Annotated in this window: 30 protein-coding genes, 1 tRNA gene and 1 pseudogene; 20 read left to right on the top strand and 12 right to left on the bottom strand. The window is 72.2% G+C overall.

The annotated features are described in order from the left end of the window. Window positions 1-64 precede the first annotated feature (64 nt). The 11 genes from ADK65_RS19705 (at window position 65) to ADK65_RS19655 (ending at window position 7,232) form a co-directional block, all read left to right on the top strand. The gene (locus tag ADK65_RS19705; protein WP_053671618.1) at window positions 65-496 is read left to right on the top strand and encodes a roadblock/LC7 domain-containing protein; all 432 of its coding nucleotides are present in this window, start codon (window positions 65-67) and stop codon (window positions 494-496) included. Window positions 497-498: 2 nt separating this feature from the next. Beyond that, window positions 499-870 carry a DUF742 domain-containing protein gene (locus ADK65_RS19700; protein ID WP_053671617.1) on the top strand — a complete coding sequence of 124 codons (372 nt, stop codon included), beginning with the start codon at window positions 499-501 and terminating at the stop codon, window positions 868-870. Continuing rightward, entirely contained in the window at window positions 848-1,477 is a 630-nt protein-coding gene (locus ADK65_RS19695; protein WP_053671616.1) for a GTP-binding protein, read from the top strand. Before ADK65_RS19700 ends, ADK65_RS19695 begins: the two co-directional genes overlap by 23 nt. A gap of 60 nt (window positions 1,478-1,537) precedes the next feature. Further along, window positions 1,538-2,110, top strand: a complete 573-nt coding sequence (locus ADK65_RS19690; RefSeq protein ID WP_053671615.1) for a GAF domain-containing protein — start codon at window positions 1,538-1,540, stop codon at window positions 2,108-2,110. 178 nt (window positions 2,111-2,288) lie between these two features. Beyond that, window positions 2,289-3,317, top strand: a complete 1,029-nt coding sequence (gene tdh / locus ADK65_RS19685; protein ID WP_053671614.1) for an L-threonine 3-dehydrogenase — start codon at window positions 2,289-2,291, stop codon at window positions 3,315-3,317. A 36-nt stretch (window positions 3,318-3,353) separates the two neighbouring features. After that, window positions 3,354-4,556, top strand: a complete 1,203-nt coding sequence (locus ADK65_RS19680) for a glycine C-acetyltransferase (protein ID WP_053671613.1) — start codon at window positions 3,354-3,356, stop codon at window positions 4,554-4,556. 26 nt (window positions 4,557-4,582) lie between these two features. Next, window positions 4,583-5,485, top strand: a complete 903-nt coding sequence (locus ADK65_RS19675; protein ID WP_053671612.1) for a LysR family transcriptional regulator — start codon at window positions 4,583-4,585, stop codon at window positions 5,483-5,485. 46 nt (window positions 5,486-5,531) lie between these two features. Then, window positions 5,532-6,122: a helix-turn-helix domain-containing protein gene (locus tag ADK65_RS19670; protein ID WP_199825666.1), complete on the top strand. Its 591-nt coding sequence runs from the start codon at window positions 5,532-5,534 to the stop codon at window positions 6,120-6,122. Further along, window positions 6,119-6,643, top strand: a complete 525-nt coding sequence (locus tag ADK65_RS19665; RefSeq protein WP_053671610.1) for a GNAT family N-acetyltransferase — start codon at window positions 6,119-6,121, stop codon at window positions 6,641-6,643. Before ADK65_RS19670 ends, ADK65_RS19665 begins: the two co-directional genes overlap by 4 nt. 30 nt (window positions 6,644-6,673) lie before the next feature. After that, window positions 6,674-7,030 carry an MmcQ/YjbR family DNA-binding protein gene (locus ADK65_RS19660; RefSeq protein WP_053671609.1) on the top strand — a complete coding sequence of 119 codons (357 nt, stop codon included), beginning with the start codon at window positions 6,674-6,676 and terminating at the stop codon, window positions 7,028-7,030. A 128-nt stretch (window positions 7,031-7,158) separates the two neighbouring features. Then, window positions 7,159-7,232: transfer RNA gene (locus ADK65_RS19655), tRNA-Pro, on the top strand. A gap of 76 nt (window positions 7,233-7,308) precedes the next feature. On the opposite strand, the gene ADK65_RS19650 is transcribed toward ADK65_RS19655, so the two are convergent. The 7 genes and pseudogenes from ADK65_RS19650 to ADK65_RS19620 form a co-directional block, all read right to left on the bottom strand. After that, window positions 7,309-8,313 (bottom strand): MASE1 domain-containing protein, encoded by a 1,005-nt coding sequence (locus ADK65_RS19650; protein WP_053671608.1) that lies wholly within the window; start codon window positions 8,311-8,313, stop codon window positions 7,309-7,311. A 106-nt stretch (window positions 8,314-8,419) separates the two neighbouring features. After that, window positions 8,420-9,754 (bottom strand): PP2C family protein-serine/threonine phosphatase, encoded by a 1,335-nt coding sequence (locus ADK65_RS19645; protein ID WP_053671607.1) that lies wholly within the window; start codon window positions 9,752-9,754, stop codon window positions 8,420-8,422. A gap of 49 nt (window positions 9,755-9,803) precedes the next feature. Beyond that, complete coding sequence (locus ADK65_RS19640; RefSeq protein WP_107092333.1) at window positions 9,804-10,340, bottom strand: NUDIX hydrolase family protein; 537 nt, start codon at window positions 10,338-10,340, stop codon at window positions 9,804-9,806. A 76-nt stretch (window positions 10,341-10,416) separates the two neighbouring features. Then, window positions 10,417-11,556 carry an amidohydrolase family protein gene (locus tag ADK65_RS19635; RefSeq protein WP_053671606.1) on the bottom strand — a complete coding sequence of 380 codons (1,140 nt, stop codon included), beginning with the start codon at window positions 11,554-11,556 and terminating at the stop codon, window positions 10,417-10,419. A gap of 1 nt (window position 11,557) precedes the next feature. Further along, window positions 11,558-12,962: pseudogene (locus ADK65_RS19630) on the bottom strand (glutamine synthetase). A gap of 43 nt (window positions 12,963-13,005) precedes the next feature. Further along, window positions 13,006-13,818 (bottom strand): SAM-dependent methyltransferase, encoded by an 813-nt coding sequence (locus ADK65_RS19625; RefSeq protein ID WP_053671605.1) that lies wholly within the window; start codon window positions 13,816-13,818, stop codon window positions 13,006-13,008. A gap of 181 nt (window positions 13,819-13,999) precedes the next feature. Beyond that, window positions 14,000-14,785: a hypothetical protein gene (locus tag ADK65_RS19620; protein ID WP_159038806.1), complete on the bottom strand. Its 786-nt coding sequence runs from the start codon at window positions 14,783-14,785 to the stop codon at window positions 14,000-14,002. A 171-nt stretch (window positions 14,786-14,956) separates the two neighbouring features. Between ADK65_RS19620 and ADK65_RS19615 the strand changes: the two genes are divergently transcribed. Then, complete coding sequence (locus ADK65_RS19615) at window positions 14,957-15,943, top strand: alpha/beta fold hydrolase (RefSeq protein ID WP_053671603.1); 987 nt, start codon at window positions 14,957-14,959, stop codon at window positions 15,941-15,943. A 97-nt stretch (window positions 15,944-16,040) separates the two neighbouring features. Next, window positions 16,041-16,241, top strand: coding sequence for a hypothetical protein (locus ADK65_RS19610; RefSeq protein ID WP_159038805.1), 201 nt, complete (start codon window positions 16,041-16,043; stop codon window positions 16,239-16,241). Window positions 16,242-16,389: 148 nt separating this feature from the next. Here ADK65_RS19610 and ADK65_RS19605 read toward each other — a convergent pair whose 3' ends face one another. Then, window positions 16,390-17,205: a hypothetical protein gene (locus tag ADK65_RS19605; RefSeq protein ID WP_053671601.1), complete on the bottom strand. Its 816-nt coding sequence runs from the start codon at window positions 17,203-17,205 to the stop codon at window positions 16,390-16,392. Window positions 17,206-17,398: 193 nt separating this feature from the next. Here ADK65_RS19605 and ADK65_RS19600 point away from each other — a divergent pair, with 193 nt between their 5' ends. Genes ADK65_RS19600 through ADK65_RS19570 form a run of 7 tightly spaced genes read left to right on the top strand, consistent with a single transcriptional unit; the run spans window position 17,399 to window position 24,584 of the window. Next, window positions 17,399-18,145 carry a helix-turn-helix domain-containing protein gene (locus tag ADK65_RS19600; protein ID WP_053671600.1) on the top strand — a complete coding sequence of 249 codons (747 nt, stop codon included), beginning with the start codon at window positions 17,399-17,401 and terminating at the stop codon, window positions 18,143-18,145. A 52-nt stretch (window positions 18,146-18,197) separates the two neighbouring features. Next, window positions 18,198-19,673, top strand: a complete 1,476-nt coding sequence (locus tag ADK65_RS19595; protein ID WP_234352915.1) for a M24 family metallopeptidase — start codon at window positions 18,198-18,200, stop codon at window positions 19,671-19,673. After that, window positions 19,673-20,650, top strand: coding sequence for a thiamine pyrophosphate-dependent dehydrogenase E1 component subunit alpha (locus ADK65_RS19590; protein ID WP_053671599.1), 978 nt, complete (start codon window positions 19,673-19,675; stop codon window positions 20,648-20,650). Before ADK65_RS19595 ends, ADK65_RS19590 begins: the two co-directional genes overlap by 1 nt. Beyond that, entirely contained in the window at window positions 20,638-21,618 is a 981-nt protein-coding gene (locus ADK65_RS19585) for an alpha-ketoacid dehydrogenase subunit beta (RefSeq protein ID WP_053671598.1), read from the top strand. Before ADK65_RS19590 ends, ADK65_RS19585 begins: the two co-directional genes overlap by 13 nt. Before the next feature lie 40 nt (window positions 21,619-21,658). Continuing rightward, window positions 21,659-23,020: an amidohydrolase family protein gene (locus ADK65_RS19580; RefSeq protein WP_053671597.1), complete on the top strand. Its 1,362-nt coding sequence runs from the start codon at window positions 21,659-21,661 to the stop codon at window positions 23,018-23,020. Beyond that, a complete protein-coding gene (locus ADK65_RS19575; RefSeq protein ID WP_053671596.1) occupies window positions 23,017-23,898 on the top strand; it encodes a cupin domain-containing protein in 882 nt (293 codons plus the stop codon). The genes ADK65_RS19580 and ADK65_RS19575 overlap by 4 nt, the downstream gene beginning before the upstream one ends. Further along, a complete protein-coding gene (locus ADK65_RS19570; RefSeq protein ID WP_053671595.1) occupies window positions 23,895-24,584 on the top strand; it encodes an SDR family oxidoreductase in 690 nt (229 codons plus the stop codon). The genes ADK65_RS19575 and ADK65_RS19570 overlap by 4 nt, the downstream gene beginning before the upstream one ends. Before the next feature lie 19 nt (window positions 24,585-24,603). Here ADK65_RS19570 and ADK65_RS19565 read toward each other — a convergent pair whose 3' ends face one another. Genes ADK65_RS19565 through ADK65_RS19550 form a run of 4 tightly spaced genes read right to left on the bottom strand, consistent with a single transcriptional unit; the run spans window position 24,604 to window position 26,379 of the window. Continuing rightward, the gene (locus tag ADK65_RS19565; RefSeq protein WP_420709053.1) at window positions 24,604-25,230 is read right to left on the bottom strand and encodes an endonuclease; all 627 of its coding nucleotides are present in this window, start codon (window positions 25,228-25,230) and stop codon (window positions 24,604-24,606) included. Between the two features lie 24 nt (window positions 25,231-25,254). Then, window positions 25,255-25,599, bottom strand: a complete 345-nt coding sequence (locus ADK65_RS19560) for a DUF3140 domain-containing protein (protein WP_053671593.1) — start codon at window positions 25,597-25,599, stop codon at window positions 25,255-25,257. 49 nt (window positions 25,600-25,648) lie between these two features. Then, on the bottom strand, window positions 25,649-26,125 hold the full coding sequence (locus tag ADK65_RS19555; protein ID WP_053671592.1) for a Dps family protein: 477 nt from the start codon (window positions 26,123-26,125) through the stop codon (window positions 25,649-25,651). Beyond that, window positions 26,122-26,379, bottom strand: coding sequence for a WhiB family transcriptional regulator (locus ADK65_RS19550; RefSeq protein WP_053671630.1), 258 nt, complete (start codon window positions 26,377-26,379; stop codon window positions 26,122-26,124). Before ADK65_RS19550 ends, ADK65_RS19555 begins: the two co-directional genes overlap by 4 nt. Window positions 26,380-26,554 lie beyond the last annotated feature (175 nt).

The following is a 26,554-nucleotide window of genomic DNA, read 5'->3' as shown; positions in this document are numbered from 1 at the left end:
CCCCTTTCCCACCCCCACCCCCAGCGCTCCCGCTGACCTTCGTACCCCAAGGAGTCGATCCACCATGGCGAGCGATGCGCCGACCGCCCACGTTTCCGACCTCGACTGGCTGATGAGCGGCCTCGTGCAGCGCGTACCGCACACGACCGCAGCGGTGCTCCTGTCCTGCGACGGGCTCGTGAAGTCCGTGCACGGCCTCGACCCGGACAGCGCCGACCACATGGCGGCCCTGGCCTCCGGCCTGTACTCCCTCGGCCGTAGCGCCGGTGTCCGTTTCGGCGACGGCGGCGACGTGCGGCAGGTCGTCGTCGAACTCGCCTCGACCCTGCTGTTCGTCACCACCGCGGGCTCCGGCACGTGTCTGGCCGTGCTCGCAGGACGCGAAGCCGACGCGGCCGTGCTGGGCTACGAGATGGCGATGCTGGTCAAGAGCGTCCGCCCCTACCTGGTGACCGCCCCCCGCCAGTCCGTGGATTCCCCGGCGATGAGGCCTTGAGCGTGACGGCGGCCGGTGACGGGCCCTGGCTCGACGACGCGGCCGGACGGCTGGTGAGGCCGTTCACGGTCAGCAACGGCCGCACCCGTCCGACCGTCGCGCTCGACCTGGTGTCGCAGGTGATGGCCACCGGGGTGACCCCCCTCGGCTATCTCGGCCCGGAGCACGCGCAGGCGATCGAGCGGTGCCGGGTGCCCGTCGCCGTCGCCGAGGTCGCCGCCCACCTCGAACTGCCGGTGGCCGTCACCAAGGTGCTGCTGGCGGACCTCGTCGACTGCGGGGCGCTGACGACCAAGCCCCCCGCGTTCCACCACAACCCGACGGACCGGGCCCTTCTGGAGGCAGTGCTCGATGGACTACGACGACAGCTCTGACTACACCGACGGACCGGGCCACGGCGCCGACCCGTTCCCCACCGCGCTGAAGATCCTGGTGGCGGGCGGGTTCGGCGTGGGCAAGACGACCTTCGTCGGCGCGGTCAGCGAGATCGCGCCGCTCAGCACGGAGGAACTGCTCACCACCGTCAGCGCCGCGACCGACAACCTCGACGGCATCGAGAACAAACTCGAGACGACCGTGGCCATGGACTTCGGCCGCATCACCCTCGACCCGCGGCACGTGCTGTACCTGTTCGGCACGCCCGGACAGGAGCGCTTCTGGTTCATGTGGGACGAGTTGTGCGAGGGCGCGCTCGGCGCGGTCATCCTCGCCGACACCCGTCGCCTCCAGGAGTGCTTCGCCGCGGTCGACTTCTTCGAGCAGCGCGGCCTCGGCTTCATCGTCGCCGTCAACGAGTTCGACGGCGCCTTCCGCTACGACCCCGAGGAGGTACGCGGTGCCCTGGACCTGTCCGCGGACGTTCCCGTCGTGTGCTGTGACGCGCGGATCTCCAGCTCCGGTGTCCAGACGCTGCTGACCCTGGTGCGTCACCTCATCACCCACACGCCGGCCCCCGCTTCGGGGTACGGCGCCCACACGTGATCCCTTCACACCCCCAGGAAGCCCGTATATGACGCAAGTCCACAGCCCAGGAGCATGCCCATGACGTACGACCCGCCGCGCCCGGCCGGTCGTCTGCTGCTCACCCCCGAGGACACGGAGGCACCCGCCCGCGCCGGCCGACTGCGCCGGCTGGGCCTGGGGGAACACCCCGAACCCGTACTCGACGCCTTCGCACACCGCCTCGCCGAGTTCACCGGGGCGCCGTACGCCATGGTCAACTTCCCCGGCGAGCAGGGGCAGTTCTACGCGGGGCTGTACGTGCCGCCCGTCGCCCCGGTCGTGCGCAGCGACGGCACCGGCCCGCTCCTCGGCCGTGCCCTGCCCCGCGACCACGGTTTCTGCCCCCACGTGGTGGCGCGCCGCAAGGCCCTCGCCCTGGAGGACGTCGGCGACTACCCGCGGTTCGCGGGCAACCCGGTGGTCGACGAGTTCGGCATCCGCTCCTACCTCGGTGCACCGCTCATCGACGGTACGGGCCTGGTGCTGGGCACGGTCAGCGTGGCGGACGTCGTGCCGCGGCCGTGGGGCAAGCCCGGCCTGACGGCGATCAAGGAACACGCCGCACGGCTGGTGATGGAGCTGGAGAGCCGCGAGGGCCTGCCGCCCTACTGAAGCCCGGTTCCCATGGAACCCCCGGGGGCGTGAAGGAAAGCTGAGGCGGCGCTTAAGAAAACCTCGATGGACCGGCAGGCCGCCGTACGGCAGATTGCAGTGCGATCCCACTCCTCTCCCGGTCCAGGGGGTCCTTCGGTATGCCCGGAGCCGGGACTCACCCACAGGAGCCGTAGCGGTGAAGGCGCTGGTCAAGCAGAAGGCGGAACCCGGGCTGTGGCTCGCGGACGTCCCCGAACCCACCGTCGGGCCGAAAGACGTGCTCATCAGGGTGCTGCGCACCGGCATCTGCGGCACCGACCTGCACATCCGGGCCTGGGACGGCTGGGCCCGGCAGGCCATCAGCACCCCGCTCGTGGTCGGGCACGAGTTCGTCGGCGAGGTCGTCGAGACCGGCCGCGACGTCACCGACATCTCCGTCGGCGACCGGGTCAGCGGCGAGGGCCACCTGGTGTGCGGAAAGTGCCGCAACTGTCTGGCGGGCCGCCGCCACCTGTGCCGGGCCACCGTCGGACTCGGAGTCGGCCGGGACGGCGCGTTCGCCGAGTACGTGGCCCTGCCCGCCGGCAACGTCTGGGTGCACCGGGTGCCCGTCGACCTCGACGTGGCCGCCATCTTCGACCCCTTCGGCAACGCCGTCCACACCGCGCTGTCCTTCCCGCTCGTCGGCGAGGACGTCCTGGTCACCGGAGCGGGCCCCATCGGCCTGATGGCCGCCGCCGTGGCCAAGCACGCGGGGGCGCGCAACGTCGTGATCACCGACGTGAGCGAGGAGCGACTGGAACTCGCCCGCAAGATCGGCGTCAGCCTCGCGCTGAACGTGTCGGAGGCCACCATCGCCGACGGGCAACGCACCCTCGGACTCCGAGAGGGCTTCGACATCGGCCTGGAGATGTCCGGCCGCCCCGAGGCGATGCGCGACATGATCGCCAACATGACGCACGGCGGCCGCATCGCCATGCTCGGCCTGCCCGCGCAGGAGTTCCCCGTTGACTGGGCCCGCGTCGTCACCTCGATGATCACCATCAAGGGCATCTACGGCCGCGAGATGTTCGAGACCTGGTACGCCATGTCGGTCCTTCTCGAAGCAGGTCTCGACCTCGCACCCGTGATCACCGGCCGCTACAGCCACCGAGACTTCGAGGCGGCGTTCGAGGACGCGGCGAGCGGCCGCGGCGGCAAGGTCATCCTCGACTGGACCGCGTAACTCCCCCTCTCCGCAAGCACCTTAGGAGCTTCCCTCATGTTCGACTCCGTGCGCGACGACCTGCGCGCCACCCTCGACGAGATCCGCGCCGCCGGCCTGCACAAGCCCGAGCGGGTGATCGGCACCCCGCAGTCCGCCACCGTGAACGTCACCGCGGGCGGCCGCCCCGGCGAGGTCCTCAACTTCTGCGCCAACAACTACCTCGGCCTCGCCGACCACCCCGAGGTCGTCGCCGCCGCCCACGAGGCCCTGGACCGCTGGGGCTACGGCATGGCCTCGGTCCGCTTCATCTGCGGCACCCAGGAGGTGCACAAGGAACTCGAGGCCAGGCTCGCGGCGTTCCTCGGCCAGGAGGACACGATCCTCTACTCCTCCTGCTTCGACGCCAACGGCGGCGTGTTCGAGACGCTGCTCGGCCCGGAGGACGCGGTCATCTCCGACGCGCTCAACCACGCCTCCATCATCGACGGCATCCGCCTGTCCAAGGCCCGCCGCCTGCGCTACGCCAACCGCGACCTGGCAGAGCTCGAAGCCCGCCTCAAGGAGGCGTCCGACGCACGGCGCCGCCTGATCGTCACCGACGGCGTCTTCTCCATGGACGGCTACGTGGCCCCGCTGCGCGAGATCTGCGACCTCGCCGACCGCTACGACGCGATGGTCATGGTCGACGACTCCCACGCGGTCGGCTTCGTCGGCCCCGGCGGGCGGGGCACGCCCGAGCTGCACGGTGTCATGGACCGGGTCGACATCATCACCGGCACCCTCGGCAAGGCCCTCGGCGGTGCCTCCGGCGGCTACGTCGCAGCCCGCGCCGAGATCGTCGCCCTGCTGCGCCAGCGCTCCCGGCCGTACCTGTTCTCCAACACCCTCGCTCCCGTGATCGCGGCGGCCTCCCTGAAGGTCCTGGACCTGCTGGAGGCCGCGGACGACCTGCGCGTCCGGCTGGCCGAGAACACGGCCCTGTTCCGCCGCCGCATGACCGAGGAGGGCTTCGACGTCCTCCCCGGCGACCACGCCATCGCCCCGGTGATGATCGGTGACGCGGCGGTCGCCGGACGCATGGCGGAGCTGCTGCTGGAGCGCGGCGTGTACGTCATCGGCTTCTCGTACCCGGTGGTGCCGCAGGACCAGGCCCGTATCCGCGTACAGCTGTCGGCCGCGCACTCCACGGACGACGTGAACCGCGCGGTCGACGCGTTCGTGGCGGCTCGGGCCCAGCTGGAGTCCGAGCAGGCCTGAGCGATGCATTTGAGACAATCGATCGCATGATCGAAGCGCGGCGGCTCCACATCCTCCGGGCGGTGGCCGACCACCGTACGGTGACGGCGGCTGCCGCCGCGCTGTATCTCACGCCGTCGGCCGTCTCCCAGCAGCTCGCCGCCCTGGAGCAGGAGACCGGTCACCGGCTCGTCGAGCGGGGCGCCAAGGGCGTACGGCTCACCCCGGCCGGGGAGATCCTGCTCAACCACACCAACGCGGTCCTCGCCCAGCTGGAGCGGGCCGAGGCCGAACTCGCGGCCTACAGCTCGGGCGCGGCCGGCACCGTCACGGTGGCCTCCTTCGCCACCGGCATCGTCCTCGTCGTCGCGCCCGCCGTCGCCGCTCTCGCCCGGTCGGCACCCGGGATCCGCATCCGCGTCCAGGACGCCGAGGGCGACGCCAGCCTGCCGATGGTGCTGGACCGGCAGGTCGACGTCGCGGTCGCCGTCGAGTACCGCGGGGCTCCGCCCGCCGACGACCCGCGACTGGCCCACGCACCGCTGTACGCCGAGCCCTTCGACGCGGTCCTGCCGGTCACCCACCGTCTGGCCGGCGCGGCCGAGGTGCCGCTCGCCGAACTGGCCAAGGACGCGTGGATCGGGCCCTACCCTGGCAATCCCTGCCATGACGTGGTGGTCCTGGCCTGCGAGAACGCCGGTTTCCAGCCGCGCATGGAACACTCCTCGGACGACTTCCGCGCGGTCGTCGCCATCGCCTCGGCCGACGCGGGCGTCGCGCTGGTGCCGCGCTCGGCGCTGCGCGGGACGGATCTCACCGGGGTGGTCGTCCGCCCTGTCGACGGGACACCCCCCACCCGGCGGGTCTTCGCCGCCGTACGCAGGGGAGCCGAGAACCACCCCCTCATCCGCCCCGTGCTGGACGCCCTCGGCACCGCGGCCCGGGTGTGAGCACCTCGTAACACAGACGTCTCATATCCGGGCTAGCGTCCCGGATATGAGACGCGACCCGGATGTGAGAGACGACGAGACGGACCCCGTCGATGCCAGGCTGGGCGCACGCCTGGCCGAGCTGAGGGCCGAACACGGCTGGTCCCTGGGTGAGTTGGCGGAGCGCAGCGGGGTGAGCCGGTCCACCCTGTCCCGAGCCGAGCGGGCGGAGACCAGCCCGACGGCCGCACTGCTGAACCGCCTCTGCTCCGTCTACGGACGCACCATGTCCCAGCTGCTCAGCGAGGTCGAGGCGGAGCCGGAGAGCGTGGTCCGCTCCGCGGGGCAGCCCGTGTGGCACGACCGGGCCTCCGGCTTCGTGCGCCGGTCCGTGTCCCCTCCGCACACCGCCCTGCGCGGCGAACTGATCGAGGCCCGCCTCTCGCCCGGCGCCGACCTCGCCTACGACCGTCCGCCCCTGGCCGGGCTGGAGCAGCACATCTGGATCCTGGAGGGGGCCTTGGACGTGACCGCCGAGGACACCGAACACCACCTCGCCACCGGCGACTGCCTGAGGATGCGCGTGTGGGGCCCGACCCGGTTCCGGTGCGCGGCTTCCGAGGGCGTGCGGTATCTGCTGGCGGTGGTGCGGCCGTGATCCGGCTGGACGAGACCCGCCTCGCGGAACGCGCGGGGGCGTTGGCGGATCTGCTGGCCGACACCGTGAACGGCGGCGCCTCGGTCGGATTCCTCGCCCCGCTCGCCCGGACGCAGGCCCTGGCGTGGTGGGAGGAGCGCGCCGCGGACGTCGCCGCGGGCCGGCTCGCCGTCTGGGCCGCATGCGAGGGGGGACGCGTGCTCGGCACCGTGAGCCTGGCCTTCCCCACCAAGACCAACAGCCGTCACCGCGCCGAACTCGTGAAACTGATGGTGCACCCCGGCGCCCGTGGGCGCGGCCTGGGCCGCCGCCTCCTGGCCACGGCGGAGGCCGCTGCCGCGGCGGCCGGTGTCACCCTCCTGCACCTGGACACCGAGACCGGAAGCCCCGCCGAGCGTCTGTACCGGTCCGAGGGCTGGACCCCGATCGGCTCCATCCCCGACTACGCGGCCGATCCCGGCGGGGTGCTGCGGCCGACGACGATCTACTACAAGCGCGTATCGGCCGCTCTCACCAGGTGATTGTCAGCGGGAGCCGCTACGGTGCCTGCCATGCCGGATGCCGAAGACGTACGACGGATCGCCCTGTCCCTGCCGGACACGACGGAGAAGATCGCCTGGAGCATGCCCACGTTCCGGGTCGCGGGGAAGATGTTCGCCACACTGCCGGAGGACGAGACCTCCATCGCCGTGCGCTGCCCCAAGGAGGAGCGGAACGAACTGGTGCTCGCCGAGCCGGGGAAGTTCTGGATCGCCGACCACGAGTCCCAGTTCGCCTGGGTGCGAGCCCGGCTCGACGCCATCGAGGACGAGGCCGAACTGCGCGACATCCTCGCCGACTCCTGGCGCCAGGCGGCACCGACCCGGCTCCTGGAGGCCCATCCCCGCCTGGGCCTCCCGGCCGGCTGAGCCACCGGCCCGCACGCCGCGTGGAACCCCGTCCTCGGCCCCGGAAACGGGTGCGCGATCACCGGTACGAGTGCGGTATTGTTTCCCTGCGCGTTCGGCCGGGGGGAATCCCCAGGTCAGACGGGCAACGGGACGTGGCGCAGCTTGGTAGCGCACTTGACTGGGGGTCAAGGGGTCGCAGGTTCAAATCCTGTCGTCCCGACATGTGAAGCAGCAGGTCGGCGGCCGTATCGGAACTTTCCGGTACGGCCGCTCGATCGTTTCACGACCTTCTCCCCTCAGGGGCCGTTGTACTGCTCTTCCTGATCGCTCCGGCCGCTGTGGAGGGCCGGCCGGTGGTCGCTCGTGGCGATCCTGGTCGCCATCTCGGCGAGCTGCCTGCACGCCTGCGCGATCTCCCGCTCGGTGTCGGCCCTTTCGCCGACCGCCGCTCCGAGCAGGAGTGCGGTCAGCGACGCGGAACCGTTGAACGCCTGCAGGGTGATCATGTCGGTGAACAGGTCATGGCCGGCGAACGGACCGTACTGCTGCCCGGCCGCGACGATCGCGAAGATCGACACGGCCAGGACACAGGGAGCGGCCCCGGCCAGCCGGAAGCGGAAGCCGGCCCAGATCAGCAGCGGGAAACCGAGGAACAGCAGTGGTGTGCTACTGGTCTCGACGAGACCGACACCGGCCGTTGCCGCCACCAGCAAGATCACTTCTGCCCATCGGGACAGCGGAACGCCCCGGGGCCATCGGGCATGGCGCAGGACGAGCAGCAGGGGGGTGACGGCCAGGACGCCCATCGCGTCGCCGGTCCACCAGACCGACCAGGCCGGCGCGATGTCGTCGGCGTCCAGCACCCCGGTGAGGGCCAGCGTCCCGGTGCCGATCGTGGCGCTGACCAGCATTCCGGTGAAGGCGCCGAGAAAGATCAGGGCCAGCGCGTCCCGCAGCCGGTTCAGTTCGTCGCGGAACCCGGCACGGCGGAGCAGGGCGTGGGAACACACCGGTGCGAGCGTGTTGCCCGCCGCGATCGCGAGGACGGCGGGCAGCGACGGCCCGAGGCCGATGTTGGTCAGGAACGCGCCGAGAGCGATGCCGGGCCAGACCCGCGGTCCGAGCAGGAGCAGACTCGCGAGCGCGATTCCGCTGGGCGGCCACAGCGGGGTGACCTGGCCGCGTACCAGTTGCTGGAGCAGCCCCAGCTCGGCCGAACCGTAGTACAACCCGGCGACGGCGCAGATCTCCAGGGCCGTCCGGACGTCGCGCCGGGACCGTGCCTGCCGCGCGCCCGTCATCGAAAGGCCTCCGCATCGACATCCCCTCGACCATCATCCGCCGGATCCCACGTATCCTCCACAGCATCGCTGAGCTGGATGTTCGGCCCTCCCGGGATGTCCGGCCTCAGCCCGGCGGGGCGCGCAGGGCGAGGATGGCCATGTCGTCGTGACCGTCACTGGGATGGTGATCGGCCAGGGCCCACACGAAGTCCCGCAGGGGCAGGGCGGCATGGGCCGCCGCAAGGTCCGCCAGTTCCACCAGGCTCTCGTCGATCGGGCGGTGGGGATGCTCGATCAGGCCGTCGGTGAAGAAGACCAGGGTGGTGCCCGGGAGCAGGAGGCGGGAGTGCTCGGGGCGGGGTTCCTCCGGGTCGACCCCGAGGGGCAGCCCCGGCTCGGCGGAGAGGATCTCGACCCGGCACTGCGGGGTGATCAGCAGCGGCGGGACATGCCCCGCGGTGCTCCAGCGCAGTCGCCAGTCCGGCCCCTCCGGCTCGATCCGCGCCAGGGCGGTCGTCGTGACGGGGTCGGGTGTGACCGCCTGGAGGGTGTGGTCGAGCCGGGTCAGGACCGCGCCGGGCGAACTGCCGGGATCGAAGAGCAGGGCGCGCAGCATGTTGCGGGTGGAGGCCATGGCGGCCGCGGCGTGCAGATCGTGTCCGACCACGTCACCGATGACGACCGCCACCACGTCGTCGGGCAGCGGAATGGCGTCGTACCAGTCACCGCCGAGCTTGCTGGGCTCCGTCGCCGGACGGTAGACGGCCGCCGCGGTGAACGGCCGCAGGTCGGGGAGCGTGGGCAGCAGAAGCCGCTGGAACTGCTCGGCTCCGACACGCACCTGTTCGAACAGACGGACGTTCTCGATCGCGATGCCGGCGGCGCTGGCCAGGGCCATCACCACGTTCTCGTCGTGGACGTCGAAGGGCTGCCCGTCGCGCCGCTCGGAGAGGTACAGGTCGCCGTAGATCTCGCCGCGGACGCTGATGGCGACGCCCAGCAGGGTCCGCAGGTGCGGATGGCCGGGCGGGAAGCCGACGGACGCCGCATGGGCGGGGATGTCGCCGATGCGCAGCGGCTCGGGGTGGCTGATCAGATGGCCGAGGACACCGCGCCCGGTCGGCAGGCCGGTCCCGGCCAGGTCGGCGCGTTCCCGCTCGGAGAGGCCGGCGGTGATGAACTCCTCCAGGCGCTCACCGGTGCCGCTGAGCACACCGAGGGCGCCGTAGCGGGCGCCGACCAGGTCCATGGCGGTGGTCACGATGCGGTGCAGCACCGCGGGCAGCTCCACCTCACGGCTGATGGCCACCACGGCGTCCAGCAGGCCCTGCATCCGGTCCATGGCGTCCAGCAGGGCGCCCAACTGCTCGTCGATCCGGCTCAGCTCGCTGCGCAGGCGCACGTGCAGTTCGGGCAGGTGCGGCTGCCCCGGGAACGGGTCCTGGTGCCCTGCCGCCATCACATGCGCCTCCCCGCCGGAGGTCGGTCACGTGAGAGAAGCTTAGGCCTCAGATCGCGCAGCCCGCATGCGCCAGGGCCTGCTTCAGGAGCACCCCGTGCCCGCCCGGCATCTCGCTCTGCACGGCCTCCGAAACGGCGTCCTGCGGGCTGAACCACACCAGGTCGAGCGCGTCCTGCCGAGGCCGGCAGTCACCGGTCACCGGCACGATGTAGGCGAGGGACACCGCGTGCTGGCGCGGGTCGTGGTACGGCGTGACGCCCTGCGTCGGGAAGTACTCCGCGACCGTGAACGGCTGGAGTGACGCCGGCACGCGGGGCAGCGCGACCGGGCCGAGATCCTTCTCCAGGTGGCGCAGCAGGGCGTCGCGGACGCGCTCGTGGTGCAGCACGCGGCCGGAGACCAGCGTCCGGCTGACCGTGCCGTCGGGCCCGATGCGCAGCAGCAGGCCGACACTGGTCACTTCGCCGCTGTCGTCGACGCGTACCGGGACGGCCTCGACGTACAGGATCGGCATGCGGGCACGTGTCATCTCCAGCTCGTCGGAGGACAGCCAGCCGGGCGTGGTTTCGGTCATGTCAGACATCGCTTGATCATACTTTCAGCCGTTCGGACTTCCTGGGTAGCCGCTTCAGGGGAACTGTGACCGGCCCCACGCCTGTTCAATCGTCCTGAGCCGGCTCGTCCTGCAACCGGTAGACCCGCAGGGCGTTGTCCCGCCCTGTCCAGCGGGCGATCCGCAGCGCGTCGGGCAGGGCCAGCTCGTCGGCGTCCACCCGCTCCTGGAGCAGTTCCGCGAGCCCCTGCCGGAACGCGAGCGCTCCCAGGTGGTGGAACTCGGGCACACCGTAGGCGTCGGAGCTGTACAGGAGTTTGCGGAACGGTGTGATCTCCAGGGCCTCCGCGAGGACCGCACCGGCCCGGGCGGGGCCGACGTGGTGGAGGGTGAGCCCGACGTCGAGGTACACCTGCTCGAAGACCGCCGCCAGGTAGGCGGCCTGCCGCTGGTAGGGCCAGCAGTGCAGCAGGAGGATGGGGACGGTCCCGGCGGTGAGGTGCAGCCAGTCCGTGAGGTGCGCGGGGTCCACGCGGTGCAGCCGGATGTCGTTGTCACCGAACCCGGTGTGCAGCTGGAGCGGCAGACCGAGGTCGACGGCGGTCCACAGCAGGTGCCGTACGAGGACCGGGTGGTCCAGACGTCCGCCTCTGCCGAGCCAGGACCGGGCCGCCTCCGTGACCTCGGCGGCCGACGGGCGGCCCGGGTCGAGGTCGAACCCGGTGCGGTAGGCCGCCACCGACTTCACGGCCACCACCCCGGGCCGCCGCACAGCGTCCAGCGCGGCCGCGCGGAAGGCGTCCGCGTAGGCGTCGGCCTCGACCCCGGCGGCCCCCACCGACTCCGCTACGCCCTCCAGTCGTACGACCTCGTACGACACCCCGCCCGCCGCCTCGGCGATGTCCCGGGGGCTGGTGAGGCGGGCGGGGGTGTGGCCGGTGTCGACGCAGAAGACGTCCGTGCCCGTCGCCCGCAGGAAGCGGCGCTGCACCTCGCGCCAGCCGAGGTCCGAGCGGCGGGCGAGGTACTCGCCGGGGGCGGCGTGCCGGGGCAGGTCGAGCAGGGGAGCGCAGTGCCGGCGCACGGCCGCCCCCGCGGGGCTGTCGAAGGGCGAGATGCCCGGCCAGGCCTCGCCCTCCGTGAGGAGGGACTCGAACGCGTCCCGGCCGAGGTCGGCCGGGACGGTGCCGTGGCAGTGGTGGTCGACCAGCCGTACGGAGTCGAGCGCCTCGCGGACCGCCCCCACGTCAGTACTTCCAGCGGTACGCCGCTGCCACCCGGTCGTCGTCGAGACCGGCGACGGACGCCAGCTCGCCGAGGCGCACGGCGATCACCGCGTCGGCCAGGACCGGGCCGAGGGCCGCACGCAGGACGTCGTCCGCGCGGAACTCCTCGACGGCACCCTCCAGCGACACCGGCAGCCGCCGCACCCCCCTGCCTCCCGCTTCGGCCTCGCTCAGGTGGGCCGGGTCGCCGGTGGTCTCCTCGGGGAGGGCGGCGGACGAGGCCAGGCCGTCCAGCCCGGCGACGATCAGGGAGCCGATCGCGAGGTAGGGGTTGGCGGCCAGGTCGACGGGTTTGATCTCCAGGTTGGCGGCCCGGTCGCGCAGGCCCGCGGTCCCGGTGACGACGCGGAGCGCGGTCTCCCGGGTCTCACGCCCCCAGGCGGTGAACACCCCGGCCCACTGGGAGGGCCTGAGTCTCAGGTAACTGGCGGGGCTCGGCGCCGTGACGGCCGTGAGGGCGGGCAGGTGGGCGAGGATGCCGGCCGTGAACGACTCCGCCTCGGCCGTCATGCCGTACCGTCCCGGTCCGCCGGAGTGCAGGTTGGCCCCGTCGCGCCAGGCGGACAGGTGGACGTGTCCGCCGTTCCCGACGCCCCGGCCCACGACGGCCGGGGAGAAGGACACCCTCAGCCCGTGGCGCCCCGCCACCGCGCGGGCGGTCTGGCGGACCAGCACGCTGCGGTCGGCCGCCGCCACCGGATCGACGGCACCCACCGAGATCTCGAACTGCCCGGCCGCGTACTCGGGATGGACCTGCTCGACCTCGATGCCCTGGGCCGCGCACGCCGCCAGCACGTCGGCGGTGTAGTCACCGAGCTCGACCTGCCGGGTCGCCCCGTAGGCCGGTCCGGTCGTCGCGGGCACGAACGTGTCGTCGGGGGGCGTCGCCCCGGGCCACCGTCCACTCGACCTCGATCGCCGCCTCGAAGGTGAGGCCGTGCCGCTCGGCCGCCTCGGTGACGATCCGGCGCAGGAGCGTACGGGTGCAGCCGGGGTGCCGGTCGCCGTCCTGGGTGATCCGGTCCACCGGCGCCCAGGCCCAGCCGGGCTGCCCGGCCAGGACGGCGAGCCGGTCCAGATCGGGGTAGAGGCGCAGATCGCCGTCGGGGGAGCCCAGGACGTCGGTGGTGACGACGGAGTCGTTGGCCAGGAACGTGTCGAACACCGGTGACATGCCGACGCCCCAGGCCGCCGCGGAGGGGAGCCGGGCCGTCGGGACGGTCTTCACCCGGGCGATGCCCGCGGTGTCGACGTAGGCCAGCACCACACCGTGCACACCCCGGCCGGCGAGCTCGCCGCTCAGCGCGGTGGCCCGCTCGACATCGCCGGGACGGCCGCCGGGCACGGGATCGGCCAGGGTGGTCATGCGTCCTCCCGCGGTTGTCGGGACTTCGGCGACGAGGGCGGCGTCAGGGCTTCACGGCCACCGCGCCGTACTGCGGTACCACAACGGCCGATCCCGGCTCGGCGCGCCACTGCCCGCACGACACCATGCCCGGTTCGAGCAGCCGAAGGCCCTCGAAGAACGCGGCGATGTCCGCGCCACTGCGGGCCGTGATCGGGGGAGTGGCGTTCTCGTTCCAGAATTCCATGGCGGGGATCTGGCCCGCGCCGCCCAGGTCGTCGTCGAAGGTCGGGTGGGTGAGGACCAGGAAGCTGCCGGAGGGCACCGCGGCCATCACCCGGCGCACGATGTCCCGGGCCTTGTCGACGTCCAGGACGAAATTGAGGATGCCCAGCATCATCACGGCGACGGGCTCCGTGAAGTCGAGGGTGTGCGCGGCTCGTTCGACGATGGCGTCCGGGTCGTGCACATCGGCGTCGATGTAGGCGGTCGCGCCGTCGTGGGTGCCGGTGAGCAGGGTGCGGGCGTGCACCAGCACGATCGGGTCGTTGTCGACGTAGACGACGCGCGAGTCGGGCGCGAGCCGCTGGGCGATCTCGTGGGTGTTGTCCGCCGTCGGCAGTCCCGTGCCGATGTCGAGGAACTGCCGCACTCCCCGCTCGCCGGCGAGGAACGACACGGCCCGGCCGAGGAAGTCGCGGTCCGCCCGGGCGATGTCCCGGATGATCGGGAACATGCCGGCGACGTGCTCGCCGACCCGCTGGTCGACCTCGTAGTTGTCCTTGCCGCCGATCCAGTAGTTCCACACGCGCGCGTTGTGCGCCACACCGGTGTTCAGCCTCGCCGACCCTCCCGAAGGGGTGTGGACATCACTCACGACTCGTCCTCTCCTCGCACGCACGACCCAAGCCGGTCATCGCCGTCATTGTGCCGCTCCGATGATCAGCTGTCCCGGGAAACGGCGGAGCGGGAAGTGCGGTCGCGCCGGAAAGGAGCTTCCCGGCGTGCCGAACGGCGTAGCGGGGCCGGCGGGGCGGCCGCGCGGGGCGCGGGGCTCGTCAGTCGGAGGCCACACCGGGTATGTGCTTCGCGACCTGGTTGACCGGTCCGATGAGAAGCCAGAGCGCGGCCGCACCGGCGAGCGCACCTGACCAGGGGGCGTGCACACCGGACAGCAACGGCACGGCGAGCAGGAAGGGCACCGCGTACATCAGCAGCCGCCGCACAGCACCGCGGGGCGTCCAGCATTCCTCGCCCGAGGCCACCAGTCCGAAGGCCAGACCACCGATGATGCCGCCCATGAGCCCGGTCATCAGCAGGCTGAACCCGGAGATCCCCCACCGCACCCAGCCGGACCACGCTCCCGCCTCCGCAGGCATCACCGCGCTGACCAACGCAAGCGCCAGCCCGGCCAGCGGGACACACAGCAACACCAGGTGCGACAGCCGCAGCACGTTCCACAGCCAGTCGGGCTCCCCCTGATCGTCCGGCTCCAGCCCGGCCACGACCATCGGCTCGCCATCCCTGTCGGTGATCATGCCGCGCCTCAGCCAGCAGGCCGCGCGCCACACCACCGTCACCCACAGCACCCCGCAGCCCAGCGCCGCACCGCCCGTGGCCAACGCCTGCTCCTGCCCCGTCCGGTCGGGCCGGCACCACAGCAACGCCCCGGCCAGCAGTCCCAGCAGCACCGCGACGGCCGCAAGAAGACGCGCGGCCGCGATGAAGCACACCCCGGTCCGCCGCGCACGACCCCGGTCGGCGTGCAGCTCGTCCACCCGGTGGAGGCTGACCAACTCGCCCCGCTCCCGCCGACGCCGCCCGCGCAGCCGCACTCTCACCATGGTCCCGCCCCCTTCACGCAGATGGCTTGGCACCGGCCACTCCTGCCGCGCCACTTCACCACCCTGTCCTGCCAGGTTGCCGGAACGGCAACGCTGATCGCGCCGGGGGGCGGCCGGGCCGCATGATCGAGGGGTACCCGCCGGCCGTCCGCTAACCGAGGAGAGTCGCCCATGCGATCCGAGCCGACAGGAGCACTCCGCCACCGCGTCGTCGAGGCCCCGGCCGGACGCCTGCACCTGGCCGAGCAGGGCGCCGGACCGCTGGTCCTGCTGGTGCACGGCTTCCCCGAGTCCTGGTACTCCTGGCGCCGCCAACTCCCGGCTCTCGCCGCGGCGGGGTACCGGGCGGTGGCGATCGACGTACGCGGCTACGGCCGCTCCTCCAGGCCCGCGGCGACCGATGCCTACCGCATGCTCCAACTGGTGGAGGACAACGTCGCCGTCGTGCGCGCCCTCGGCGAGGAATGCGCGGTGGTCGTCGGCCACGACTGGGGCTCCAACATCGCCGCCGCCTCCGCCCTGCTTCACCCCGGAGTCTTCCGCGCCGTGGGCTTGCTGAGCGTCCCGTACGCGCCGCCCGGCGGTCCCCGCCCGACCGACATCTTCGGCCGGATCGGCGGCCCCGAGCAGGAGTTCTACGTCTCCTACTTCCAGGAGCCCGGCCGCGCCGAGGCGGAGATCGAACCCGATGTCCGGGGCTGGCTCGCGGGCTTCTACTCGGCCCTGTCCGCCGACACCATGCCGGCCGAGGGCGAGCCCGACCCGCACTTCGTCGCCCCGGGACGCCGGTTGCGCGACCGCTTTCCCACCGGCCCGCTCCCGGCCTGGTTGAGCGAGGACGATCTCGACTTCTACGCCGGAGAGTTCGAGCGCACGGGGATCACCGGCGCACTCAACCGCTACCGCAACATGGACCGGGACTGGGAAGACCTCGCCCCCTACCGCGAAGCGCCTGTCAAGCAGCCGTCCCTGTTCATCGGCGGCGCACTGGACGCCTCCACCACCTGGATGTCCGACGCCATCGACGCCTACCCCACGACCCTCCCCGCTCTGTCCGCGTCCCACGTCCTGGACGGCTGCGGCCACTGGATCCAGCAGGAACGCCCCCACGAGGTCAACCGCCTGCTGACCGCCTGGCTGGCCACCATCGACGGTTGAACCAGGCGGATTCCCGGACCGGCTCGGCGGTACGTCCGGAGTGGGCCGATCGGGCGCACCGCCCGTGCCCTGCACCCGCTGGGCTCGTTTGCAGAGCATGAAGAAGATCATTTCGGCCGCCGCGCTCACCGCCGCCGCCCTCGCCCTGGTCAGCCCGGCCGCCCACGCCGCACCCATCCCCACCCAGCAGAAGCCGGAGGGCTCGGCCACTCGCGCCGACGGCCCCACCGGGCCCGGCCTCAGCGAGCTCGTGGCAGTAGCGGAAGGCATCCTGAGGCACTACGGGATCACGCGCTGATACCCGCGAGCGGTCCGCAGAGGATCGCCCGGCTCCCTCGGCGCCCCGCTGCCCGCATGCGGGCAGCGGGGCGCCGCGTCTTGACCTATCAGGCCCAGGGCGGCACTGCCGGGCCGGGCCGCGGCAACCCCGGTTGGAGAGACAGCCCTTACGTGGGGCTCGCGGCGGGTGACTTCCCGGCCAGGACGTCCTCCAGCCGCTGGGTGCCCTGTTGCACCGCCTGCTTCATGGAGTCGTCCTCGCCTCCGTCCAGCCCGCCCGCCGTCACGGTGATCGCGTCGTCGCCGACCCGTACGGCGGCGACGTCCAGGGTCAGGGTGGCGTCGTCGCCGCCGGCCGAGCCCTGCACCGTCACGCGCAGTCCCTGCCGGGCGTCGCCCACCTTGGGCACCGAGGTCTCGATGACCTGGACGGTGCGCTTGTCCTTGCCGTCGGTCACGGTGAACTGGTCGCACTTCTCCGGCAGGGTCGCCATCCAGTTCAGGGAGTCCTGCGGATCGGTCCGGTCGTAGGAGGCGACCTGGTACAGCAGGCGGGAGTCGCCCTGCACGAAGCCGCGCAGCTCGGACGCGCCCGACGGCCTGCCCAGCAGATCGTCGTCGAACAGGGAGTCCATGAGCCGCCGGCAGTCGGCCGCCTGGGCCTTGCCGGACACGAAGTCCGACACGTCGACCGTGCCGATGAGGAGGCTGTCGTGCCAGTTCTCCGCTTCCGTGTCCTTGACCTGCGTCCAGTCGTCCTCGATGTCCGCCTCGGTGATCAGCGCGGTGCGCGCGGCGTCGGTGGAGAGGGTGGTGGTGGGGGAGGGGGTCTGCCGCATCCCGGCGACCTGGGACGCGGTGACGCCCGAGACCCGCGAGCCCTCGGCGCCGCCGTCGTCCGAGCAGGCGGCGGTGCCGAGCAGCGTGCCCGCCGCCAGCGAGGAGGACAGGACGCGGACGAGCCTGGACGGACGACGGGCCATCGGGAGTGCCTCCTGAGAACGTGACGCGTGCCCTCAGCGCACCACCGCCACCGGCGGCCCACCACCGGCGTCGGACCGTTCGGGTGAGCGCCGCCGGAAGGCCGGGCACGCCGGGGCTCTGGCGTCAGGGCTCGCACGCGCTGTTCAATGAAGCTGCACACATGCACGTCTCCCCCCAGCAGAGGAGCCGCCCGTGCCCCCCGCCGTCGTGCCGCCCGTCGGCGCACGCATCCGGCAGGCGCGCCTGGAGCGCGGGACGAGCCTGCGCGCGCTGGCCCGGGAGATCGGGGTGTCGGCGAGTCTCGTGTCGCAGATCGAGACCGGCAAGAGCCAGCCGTCCGTCAGCACGCTGTACGCGATCACCACGACGCTGGGGATCTCCGTGGAGTCGCTCTTCGACGCCCGGAAGACTGCGCAGACGATGATCCGCCAGAGTCTGCGGGAGGGGGCCGGGGAGGGCGCCGGGGCGGTGCAGCACACCGCGTCCCGCGTCGCCGAGTCCTCCTCCGCCGAGTCCTCCTCCGCCGCGGCTCCCGTGACTGCGTCTCCCGCCGGGCCGCCGGCCCTCGCCGCGTTCGCCGCCGGGCCCGGGCGGCGGATCGGGCCGCTGGTGGCCGCGGGCGGGCGCGAGAGGCTGGAGCTGGACTCGGGGGTGGTGTGGGAGCGGCTCGGGAGGGTGCCGGGCGCGGAGACGGACTTCCTGCTGGTGACGTACCGGCCCGGCGGCTCCTCCTCCGGCTCGGGAGCGCTGATGCGGCATCCCGGCACCGAGTACGGCTATCTGACCTCCGGCGAGCTGATCCTCACCCTCGCCTTCGAGGAGTACACGCTGCGGCCGGGCGATTCCGTCTGCTTCGAGTCGACGACCCCCCACCGTTACCGCAACGATGGAGAGGTACCGGCGGTGGGCGTCTGGTTCGTGTCCGGCGATGTTCAGTGACGCTTGACACCCATCGCGCACGGGCGTTCACTCCGAAGTGGGGGTGGTCGCCATGGCGATCCGCACATACGGCCCCAACGCCGTCGACTGGGAAGAGCGCATCGACCTGGACCGGCTGCGGGGACAGCGGCTGGCCCGGCTGCACGAATCCCTGAACCGCTCGGAGCTCGGCGCGGTGCTCAGCTTCGACTTCGCCAACATCCGCTACATGACGGCCACGCACATCGGCACCTGGGCGATGGACAAGCTGATCCGCTTCGCCCTGCTGGTCCGCGACGGCGAACCGGTCGTCTGGGACTTCGGCTCCGCGGCCCGTCACCACCAGCTGTACAACCCGTGGCTCGACTACGGCGACGGCGGCGGTGGACCGCCCACCGGCGCCCGGGCCGGCATCTCCACCCTACGCGGCGCCTTCCACCCGGACGCCGGGATCGCCGAGGACGTGGCGGCCAAGATCGCCGCCGAGCTGCGCGGGCACGGGCTCGCGGGCGAACCCCTCGGCGTCGACGTCGCCGAGATGCCGGTCCTCGCCGCGCTGCGCGCCGAGGGCATCGACGTCGTCGACGGGCAGCAGGTGTTCCTGGAGGCCCGCCGCATCAAGACCGGCGACGAGATCGCCCTGCTCACCCAGGCCTGCGCCATGGTCGACGCGGCCTACGAGGAGCTGTACGGGTACCTGCGCCCGGGGGTGCGCGAGAACGAGTGCGTCGGCGTGGTCAGCAAGGTGCTGTACGACCTCGGCAGCGAGTACGTCGAAGGGGTCAACGCCATCTCGGGCGAGCGCTGTTCACCGCATCCGCACGTCTACAGCGACCGCCTGGTCCGCCCCGGCGACCCCGCCTTCTTCGACATCCTGCACAGCCACCTCGGCTACCGCACCTGCTACTACCGCACGTTCGCCGTGGGCAGCGCGTCGCGGGCGCAGCGGGACGCGTACGTGCGCTGCCGGGCGTACATGGACGAGGCGATCGCCCTGGTCCGGCCGGGCGCCACCACCGCCGACATCGTGCGGGTCTGGCCGCGCGCCGAGGAGTTCGGCTTCGCCGACGAGACCGCCGCCTTCGCCCTCCAGTACGGCCACGGCGTCGGCCTGTCGATCTGGGAGAAGCCGATCTTCAGCCGTCTGGTCTCCCTCGACCACCCCGAGGTCCTGAAAGAGGGCATGGTGTTCGCACTGGAGACGTACTGGCCGGCCGCCGACGGCTGGTCCGCCGCCCGGATCGAGGAGGAACTGGTCGTCACCGCCGCGGGCTGCGAGGTCATCACCAAGTTCCCCGCGGAGGAACTGCTGGTGGCCGGGCACAAGTACTGGACGGTGGGCGGAGAACTGAACACCCGGCGCGAGGCGCAGTCCCACCTCAACACGGGGGACCGCGTGCGGCCGGACCCCGTCACTGAGGACCGCTCACCCGCGGCCACCCGGGAGCGCGCGCACGCGGACACCGGGCACGGCTCACGCGCGGACACCGGGGAGCGCTCACACGCGCACACCGGGGAGCGTCGGCGGACGAGCCACGGGGACCGCTGATGGACGCCACCGCGCTCCTCGACCGGTACGAGCGGATGACCGTCATCCGCCGGACGGAGAAGGCCGCCCACGACCTGTTCCTGCAGCAACTGGTGAAGGGGACCACGCACCTCGCCGCCGGGCAGGAGGCGATCGCCGTGGGCGCGAGCGCCGCCCTGCGCCCGGACGACTACGTGTTCGCCACCTACCGGGGCCACCACCACGCCCTCGCCCGGGGCGCCACCCCCGAGGAGTGCCTCGCCGAGCTGATGAGCCGGGCGACCGGGCTCTGCCGGGCCAAGGGCGGCTCCATGCACCTGACCAAGGCGGCCACCGGCATGCTCGGCTCGTACGCCGTCGTCGGCGCCCATCTCCCGATGGCGGTGGGCGCCGCCTGGTCGGCCCGGCTGCGGGGCACCGAGCAACTGGCGGTCGCCTTCTTCGGTGATGGCGCGACGAACATCGGGGCCTTCCACGAGTCGCTCAACCTGGCCGCCGTGTGGAAGCTGCCGGTGCTGTTCGTGTGCGAGAACAACCTGTACATGGAGTACACGCCGATCGCCGACGTCACGGCCGTGCCCCGCCCCGCTGCCGACCGGGCCCCCGCCCACGGCATCCCGGGCGAGGTCGTCGACGGCAACGACGTCGTGGCGGTCGAGGAGGCGGTGGGGCGGCTCGCACGGCGTGCCCGGGCCGGGGACGGGCCCGCCGTGCTGGAGGCCGAGACCTACCGCCACTTCGGGCACAGCCGCTCCGACCCGGCGGCCTACCGTCCGGCCGAGGAGGTCGAACGCTGGCTGAAGCACGACCCGCTGGACCTCGCCCGGGGGCGCCTGGCCGAGCTCGGGGTGAGTGCGGAGACGGTCGCCGGGGCCGACGGGCGGGCCCGGGCCGTGGTGGAGCGGGCCGTGGAGGCCGCCAAGGCCGCCCCGCCGCCCGATCCGCGTGAGGCACTGACGGACGTGTGGGCGGACGGAGGTGCCACATGGCGGACGTGATCACCTACCGGGACGCGGTGGCCGAGGGCATCGCCCGCGAGATGCGGCGGGACGCGTCGGTGGTGTGCCTCGGGGAGGACATCGGCGCCGCCGGAGGGGTGTTCAAGACGACCTCGGGCCTGCTGGAGGAGTTCGGACCCGAGCGCGTGTGGGACACGCCCATCTCCGAACAGGCCATCGTGGGAGCGGCGATGGGCGCCGCCATGACCGGGATGCGGCCCGTCGCGGAGATCATGTTCTCCGACTTCCTGGCCTGCTGCTGGGACTACCTCGCCAACGAGATCCCCAAGGTGCGCTACATGACCGGCGGCCAGGTGACCGTGCCCCTCGTCGTGCGCACCGCCAACGGCGGCGGACTCGGCTTCGGCGCGCAGCACTCCCAGGCCACCGAGAACTGGGCCCTGACCGTCCCCGGGCTCAAGGTGGCGGCGCCGGCGACACCCGCCGACGTCGTCGGCATGCTGGCCGCGGCGATCCGCAGCGACGACCCGGTGGTCTTCTTCGAGCACAAGGGACTGTTGGCGGCCAAGGGCCCGCCGCCCCCACCCGATCACGTCGTCGAGCTGGGCCGGGCCGCGGTCGTCCGCGAGGGCGGCGACATCACGCTCGTCGCGCTCGCCTCCACGGTCCCCCTGGCCCTCAAGGCCGCCGACGTCCTGGCAGGGGAGGACATCGAGGCCGAAGTGGTGGACCTGCGCAGCCTGGTCCCGCTCGACGCCGCGACCGTCCTCGCCTCGCTGCGCAAGACCTCCCGGCTCGTCACCGTGGAGGAGAACCCGTACCAGGGCGGCTGGGGCGCCACCGTCGTCTCGGTCGTCGCCGACGAGGGATTCGGCCTGCTGGACGCGCCGGTGCGGCGGGTGGCGGGGGAGTGCGTCCCGCTGCCGTTCGCGGACGCACTGGAGGAGCAGGTCATTCCCACCGTCGACAAGATCGTCACGGAGGTGCGCCGGCTCGCCGCGTACTGAGCCGCCCACCCGCACCGAACACCCCATGGGAGGAAGCGCGATGACCACCAGGACACTGCTGCGCTCCGGTCACGTGATCTCGATGGACCCGGGCATCGGGGACCTGCCCCAGGGGGACGTCCTCGTCGAGGACGGCAGGATCACGGCCGTCGAACCGGAGATCAGCGCCGACGCCGAGGCCCTCGACATGAGCGGCCGCATCGTGATCCCCGGCTTCGTCGACACCCACCGCCACACCTGGGAGGCCCCCATCCGGGGCGTCGCCCCCGACGCCACCCTCGACGACTACTTCGTCGACATCCTCGACACCTTCGCCCCCCTGTACACCCCGGACGACGTGTACGCAGGCAACCTCGCGGGCGCGCTGGAGTGCCTCAACGCCGGCATCACCACCCTCGTCGACTGGTCGCACATCAACAACACCCCCGAGCACCCGGACGCGGCGATCCAGGGCCTGAGGGAATCCGGCATCCGGGCGCAGTACGCGTACGGCAGTGCCAACACCTCCCTCGCCGAGTACTGGTTCGAGAGCACGATAGCGATCCCCGCGGACGACGTACGGCGGATCCGGTCGACGTACTTCGCGTCCGACGACGGTCTGCTGACCATGGGGCTCGCCACCCGCGGCCCCGGATTCTGCGTCGACGAGGTCGTCACCGCCGAGTGGGCCATGGCGCGCGAACTGGACCTGCCGATCACCGTGCACGTGGCCATGGGGCGCCTCGCCGGCCGCTTCGGCATGGTCAAGCAGCTCCACGGTCTGGGGCTGCTCGGCCCGGACACCACCTACGTCCACAGCTGTCACCTCAGCGGGGAGGAGTGGCAGATGGTCGCCGACAGCGGTGGCATGATCTCGGTCGCGCCGCAGGTGGAGCTTCAGATGGGGCACGGCTGGCCGCCCGTGATGCAGGCCCTGGAGTACGGTCTGAGGCCCGCGCTCAGCGTCGACGTCGTCACCACCGTGCCCGGCGACATGTTCACCCAGATCCGGGCGGCCTTCGGCGCCGAACGCGCCCGCGTCAACGCCGACTGCTGGCAGGCCAACATGCCGGTGCCCAGCACCATGCTGACAGTGCGTCAGATGCTGGAGGCCGCCACCGTGAACGGCGCCCACGTCGCCGGTCTGGAGGACCGTACCGGTTCCCTGACGCCCGGCAAACGCGCCGACGTCGTCGCCATCGACGCCACCGCTCCCAACGTCGCCCCGGTGCACGACGCGGTGGCCGCGGTGACCCTGTGCGCCGACGTCTCCAACGTGGACACCGTCCTCGTCGACGGCGTGATCCGCAAACGCGACGGCCGGCTCCTCGGCGACACCGCCCGCGCCCTGCGGCTCGTCGGCGAGTCCCGCGACCGGCTCCTCGCGGCGAAGGAGGCCAAGAAAGCGAAGGCTCCGGCATGACCAGTCACCTGGTGCGCCACGCCGCCGGCCTGCCCGAGCCGCCCTACGACGGCCACGGGCACCGGCGCCGGGCGCTGGTCGGCGAGGACGACGGCAGCGTCCACACCGGCTTCGGGCTGTGCGAACTGCTCCCGGACGGCGGGGTGCCCGCCCATGTGCACTCGTACGAGGAGAGCTTCCACCTCCTCGACGGGTCCGCGATCCTCGACCTGCCCGAGGGTTCGTACCGGCTGGAGAAGGGCGACTACGGCCTGCTGCCGACCGGCGTCCCGCACGCCTGGCGCGGAGCCGGGGACAGCGGCGGCCGCTGGGCGGAGATGCTGGCCCCGGTGCCGCGCGCCCGCTACGGGCACGACACCCTGGCCGTACCGGCCCTGCCCGCGCGCGAACCGGTCCGGGTGGACGTACGCGATCCGCGCACCCGCGGCTTCGGCCGGTTCGAGCCCGCCCAGATGGATCCCGGCAGGCAGTCCCAGGATCTGCTGGCCGTCACGGCGAGCATGCGCACCGCGCTGCTGGTCTACAGCGGGATCACGGTGAAAATGATGATCGACGGCGATCTGGGCGCGGTCGCCTCGACCATGTTCATGGTGCAGTACGCGTCCGACGGGGTCATCGGCACCCACGACCACCCCTTCGAGGAGACGTATCTGATCCTGGAGGGCGTCGCGGAGGCCACCCTCGACGGCGAGCGGTACCGGCTGGAGCCCGGCGACGTGGCCTGGGCGGGTGCCGGATGCGTGCACGGGTTCGTCAACGCCGGGCACGAACCGCTGCGCTGGCTGGAGACACAGGCGCCGCAACCGCCGTCACGGCACTCGTACCGGTTCACGCGGGACTGGGAGTACCTGCGCGCGGCACTGGAGGAGAAGTCATGAGCAGTGTGCTCGTCGTCGGCGGCACGTCCGGGATCGGGCTCGAGTTCGCCCGGTCGTGCGCCGGAAACGGAGACGACGTGGTTCTCACCGGCCGCGACACCCAGCGGTCCGAAGCCATCGCCAAGGAGGTCGGCGCCCGCGGACTCGCCCTCGACCTGGCACGGCCGCTGGAGATCGCGGCGGCCCTGGCCGGTATGGGGCGCGTCGACCATCTGGTGATCGCGGGCGTCTCCCGGGACGACAACAAGGTGACCGACTACGACATCGACGCCGCCCTGCGCCTGGTCACCCTCAAACTCGTCGGGTACACGGAGGTCGTGCACGCGCTGCGGGGCCGTCTGCACGACGACAGCGCCATCGTGCTCTTCGGCGGCCAGGCCAAGGAACGCCCCTACCCGGGCGCGACCACGGTGGCGACGGTCAACGCGGGCGTGCGGGGCCTGATGAACTCCCTGGCCGTCGAGCTCGCCCCCGTCCGGGTCAACGCCGTGCATCCCGGCGTCGTGGGCGACAGCCCGTACTGGCAGGCCAAACCCGAGAAGGTGCTCGCGGCCCTGCGCACCGAGACACCCACGGGGCGGCTCGCCGCGATGGCGGACGTGGTGGACGCGGTGGACTTCCTGCTGCGCAACCGGTCGGTCAACGCCGTCGAACTGACGGTGGACGGGGGCTGGTTGCTGGGGTGAGCCGGGTGCGAGGGCCGTGTCAGCCGGCGCGGCGCAGTGCGTCCTGCGCCACCTCCTTGTCCACCGCCGCCCGCACCAGCGCGGCGGCGAGGACGGCCGGGCCGGTGTCGCCGGCCAGTTCGGTGAGGCGCTCCGGATCCCCGGGCAGGTTCAGCCGCTCGGCACCCTGGAGGGCCTTGGCGTCCAGGTAGGGGGCAGCCTCCGGCCAGACGCCCTGCGCCTCGCGCAGGAAGATGTCGGCGCCGGCGGGCCCGATTCCGGGGAACTCCTGGAGGAGGCGGCGCAGTTCGGGGACTTTGCCGTCCGCCTCCCGCCGCAGCCGCCGCAGGTCGCCGCCCCACCGCTCGGTCAGCAGCTCGGCGGCGTCACCGAGCTGGGTGGAGGTCCGTTCGTCGTAGCGCCGGTAACCGCCCCGGCCCAGCGCGTCGACCCGTTCCTGCCAGGAAGCCCGCGCCATGCGCCGCGGATCGCGCAGCCCCGCCTCGTGCAGAGCGCGGGCGGTGGCCAGCGCGATCGAACCGCGGATGCGGGCACTGAGCAGATGGGACAGCACCAGCAGCCGGTACAGCGGCTGGGGTGTGTCCTTCAGCCCGATGCCCGCCTCCTCGGCGTACGTCCGGCCATGCGCGCCGATGAGTTCCCGCATGACGCGCTCCGGGCGGTCCACGGACTACCCCTTCAGCGGGTCGTGCCCGACGGTCATCAGCCGGTGCCGGCGACGGGTGTCCTCGGCCGTCACCTCGGGCACGGGCTCGTTCTCGAGGTCCACCTCGTCGGTGACCTTGTCCACGACCTTCCGCATCACGCGCAGGTCGTCCTCGGTCAGGTCGGTGCGCCGCTTCTGGAGGATGGCCAGGACGTGCTGCCCGGTGGCCGGGCCCGCCTGGTCCGGCAGCGGCTCGGTGTCCTCGTCGGCGTCGCGGACCCGCAGCCACGCCGCGAGTTCCTGCGAGGTCATGTTCACCACGCGGTGGAAGTCCTCCCACAGCGCGTCGAGTTCGAGGGCGTCGGTCATCGCCTGCCCCTTTCCGTACGTGGGTGCTCCGTGCCCGTCCGCCCGCGGGTCAGCGGGGGAAGTTCTCGGCGTCGAACATCCACCGCTGCTTCTCCAGCTCCGCGGTGATGCCGATCAGCAGGTCCTGGGTGACCGGGTCCGCCTTCTCGGTCGCGTCGATGCGCTCGCGCAGCCGGGCGACGGCGTCCTGCAGTGCGTCGACCATCACCTGTACGGCGTCCGAGTCGCGCACCCAGCCCTCCTGCGGGGCGGGCAGCGTGAAGGCCTTGGCGACGGTCTCCGGCCGGCCGTCCGGCGGGACGCCCAGCGCCGCCGACCGCTCAGCGACCGTGTCGGCGAAGTCCCTGGCCGATGTGACCACCTCGTCGAGCTGGAGGTGGATGGACCGGAACCGCGGTCCGACGACGTTCCAGTGCGCCTGCTTCCCGACCAGCGAGAGCCCGAGCAGATCCACCAAGGTGTCCTGGAGTGCCTCGCAGGCGACCTTTCGGGCGTCGTCGGGCAGAGTGCTCCTCACAGTCGTCATAGGGCGCTTCTCCTTCTCGCGTCGTTCCTGGTCGTCCGGAGCAGTGCGTCGCGCTCCTGCTCACCGGTGCCGCCCCACACGCCCGCGGCCTGGCCGCTGCTCAGCGCGAAGTGCAGGCACTGGTCGGTCACGGGGCAGCGCGCGCAGACCCGCTTCGCGGCGCTCACGTCACGCAAGGCGGGGCCGGCGGTGCCCACGGGAAAGAACAGCTCGGGGTCCTCGCCCACGCAGGCGGCGCTGCGCAACCACTCCATGAACGCGCGGGTGCCCCGGGCGCAACGGTGCAAACGCGACGCATGCGCATCGTCCGACCTGCGGTACGGCTGCGGGGAGCCGCGAGAGGCGCACCATCTTCACACGCGGCGGACCGAAGGACTATAGTCCGAAACTAGCAGTGCTAATTAATGCGCGTTGATGCGCGGCGTGAGG

Origin of the sequence: Streptomyces sp. NRRL B-1140, from assembly GCF_001280065.1 — a bacterium.
Classification (GTDB): domain Bacteria; phylum Actinomycetota; class Actinomycetes; order Streptomycetales; family Streptomycetaceae; genus Streptomyces.
This window is presented reverse-complemented; position numbering and strand designations above follow the sequence as displayed.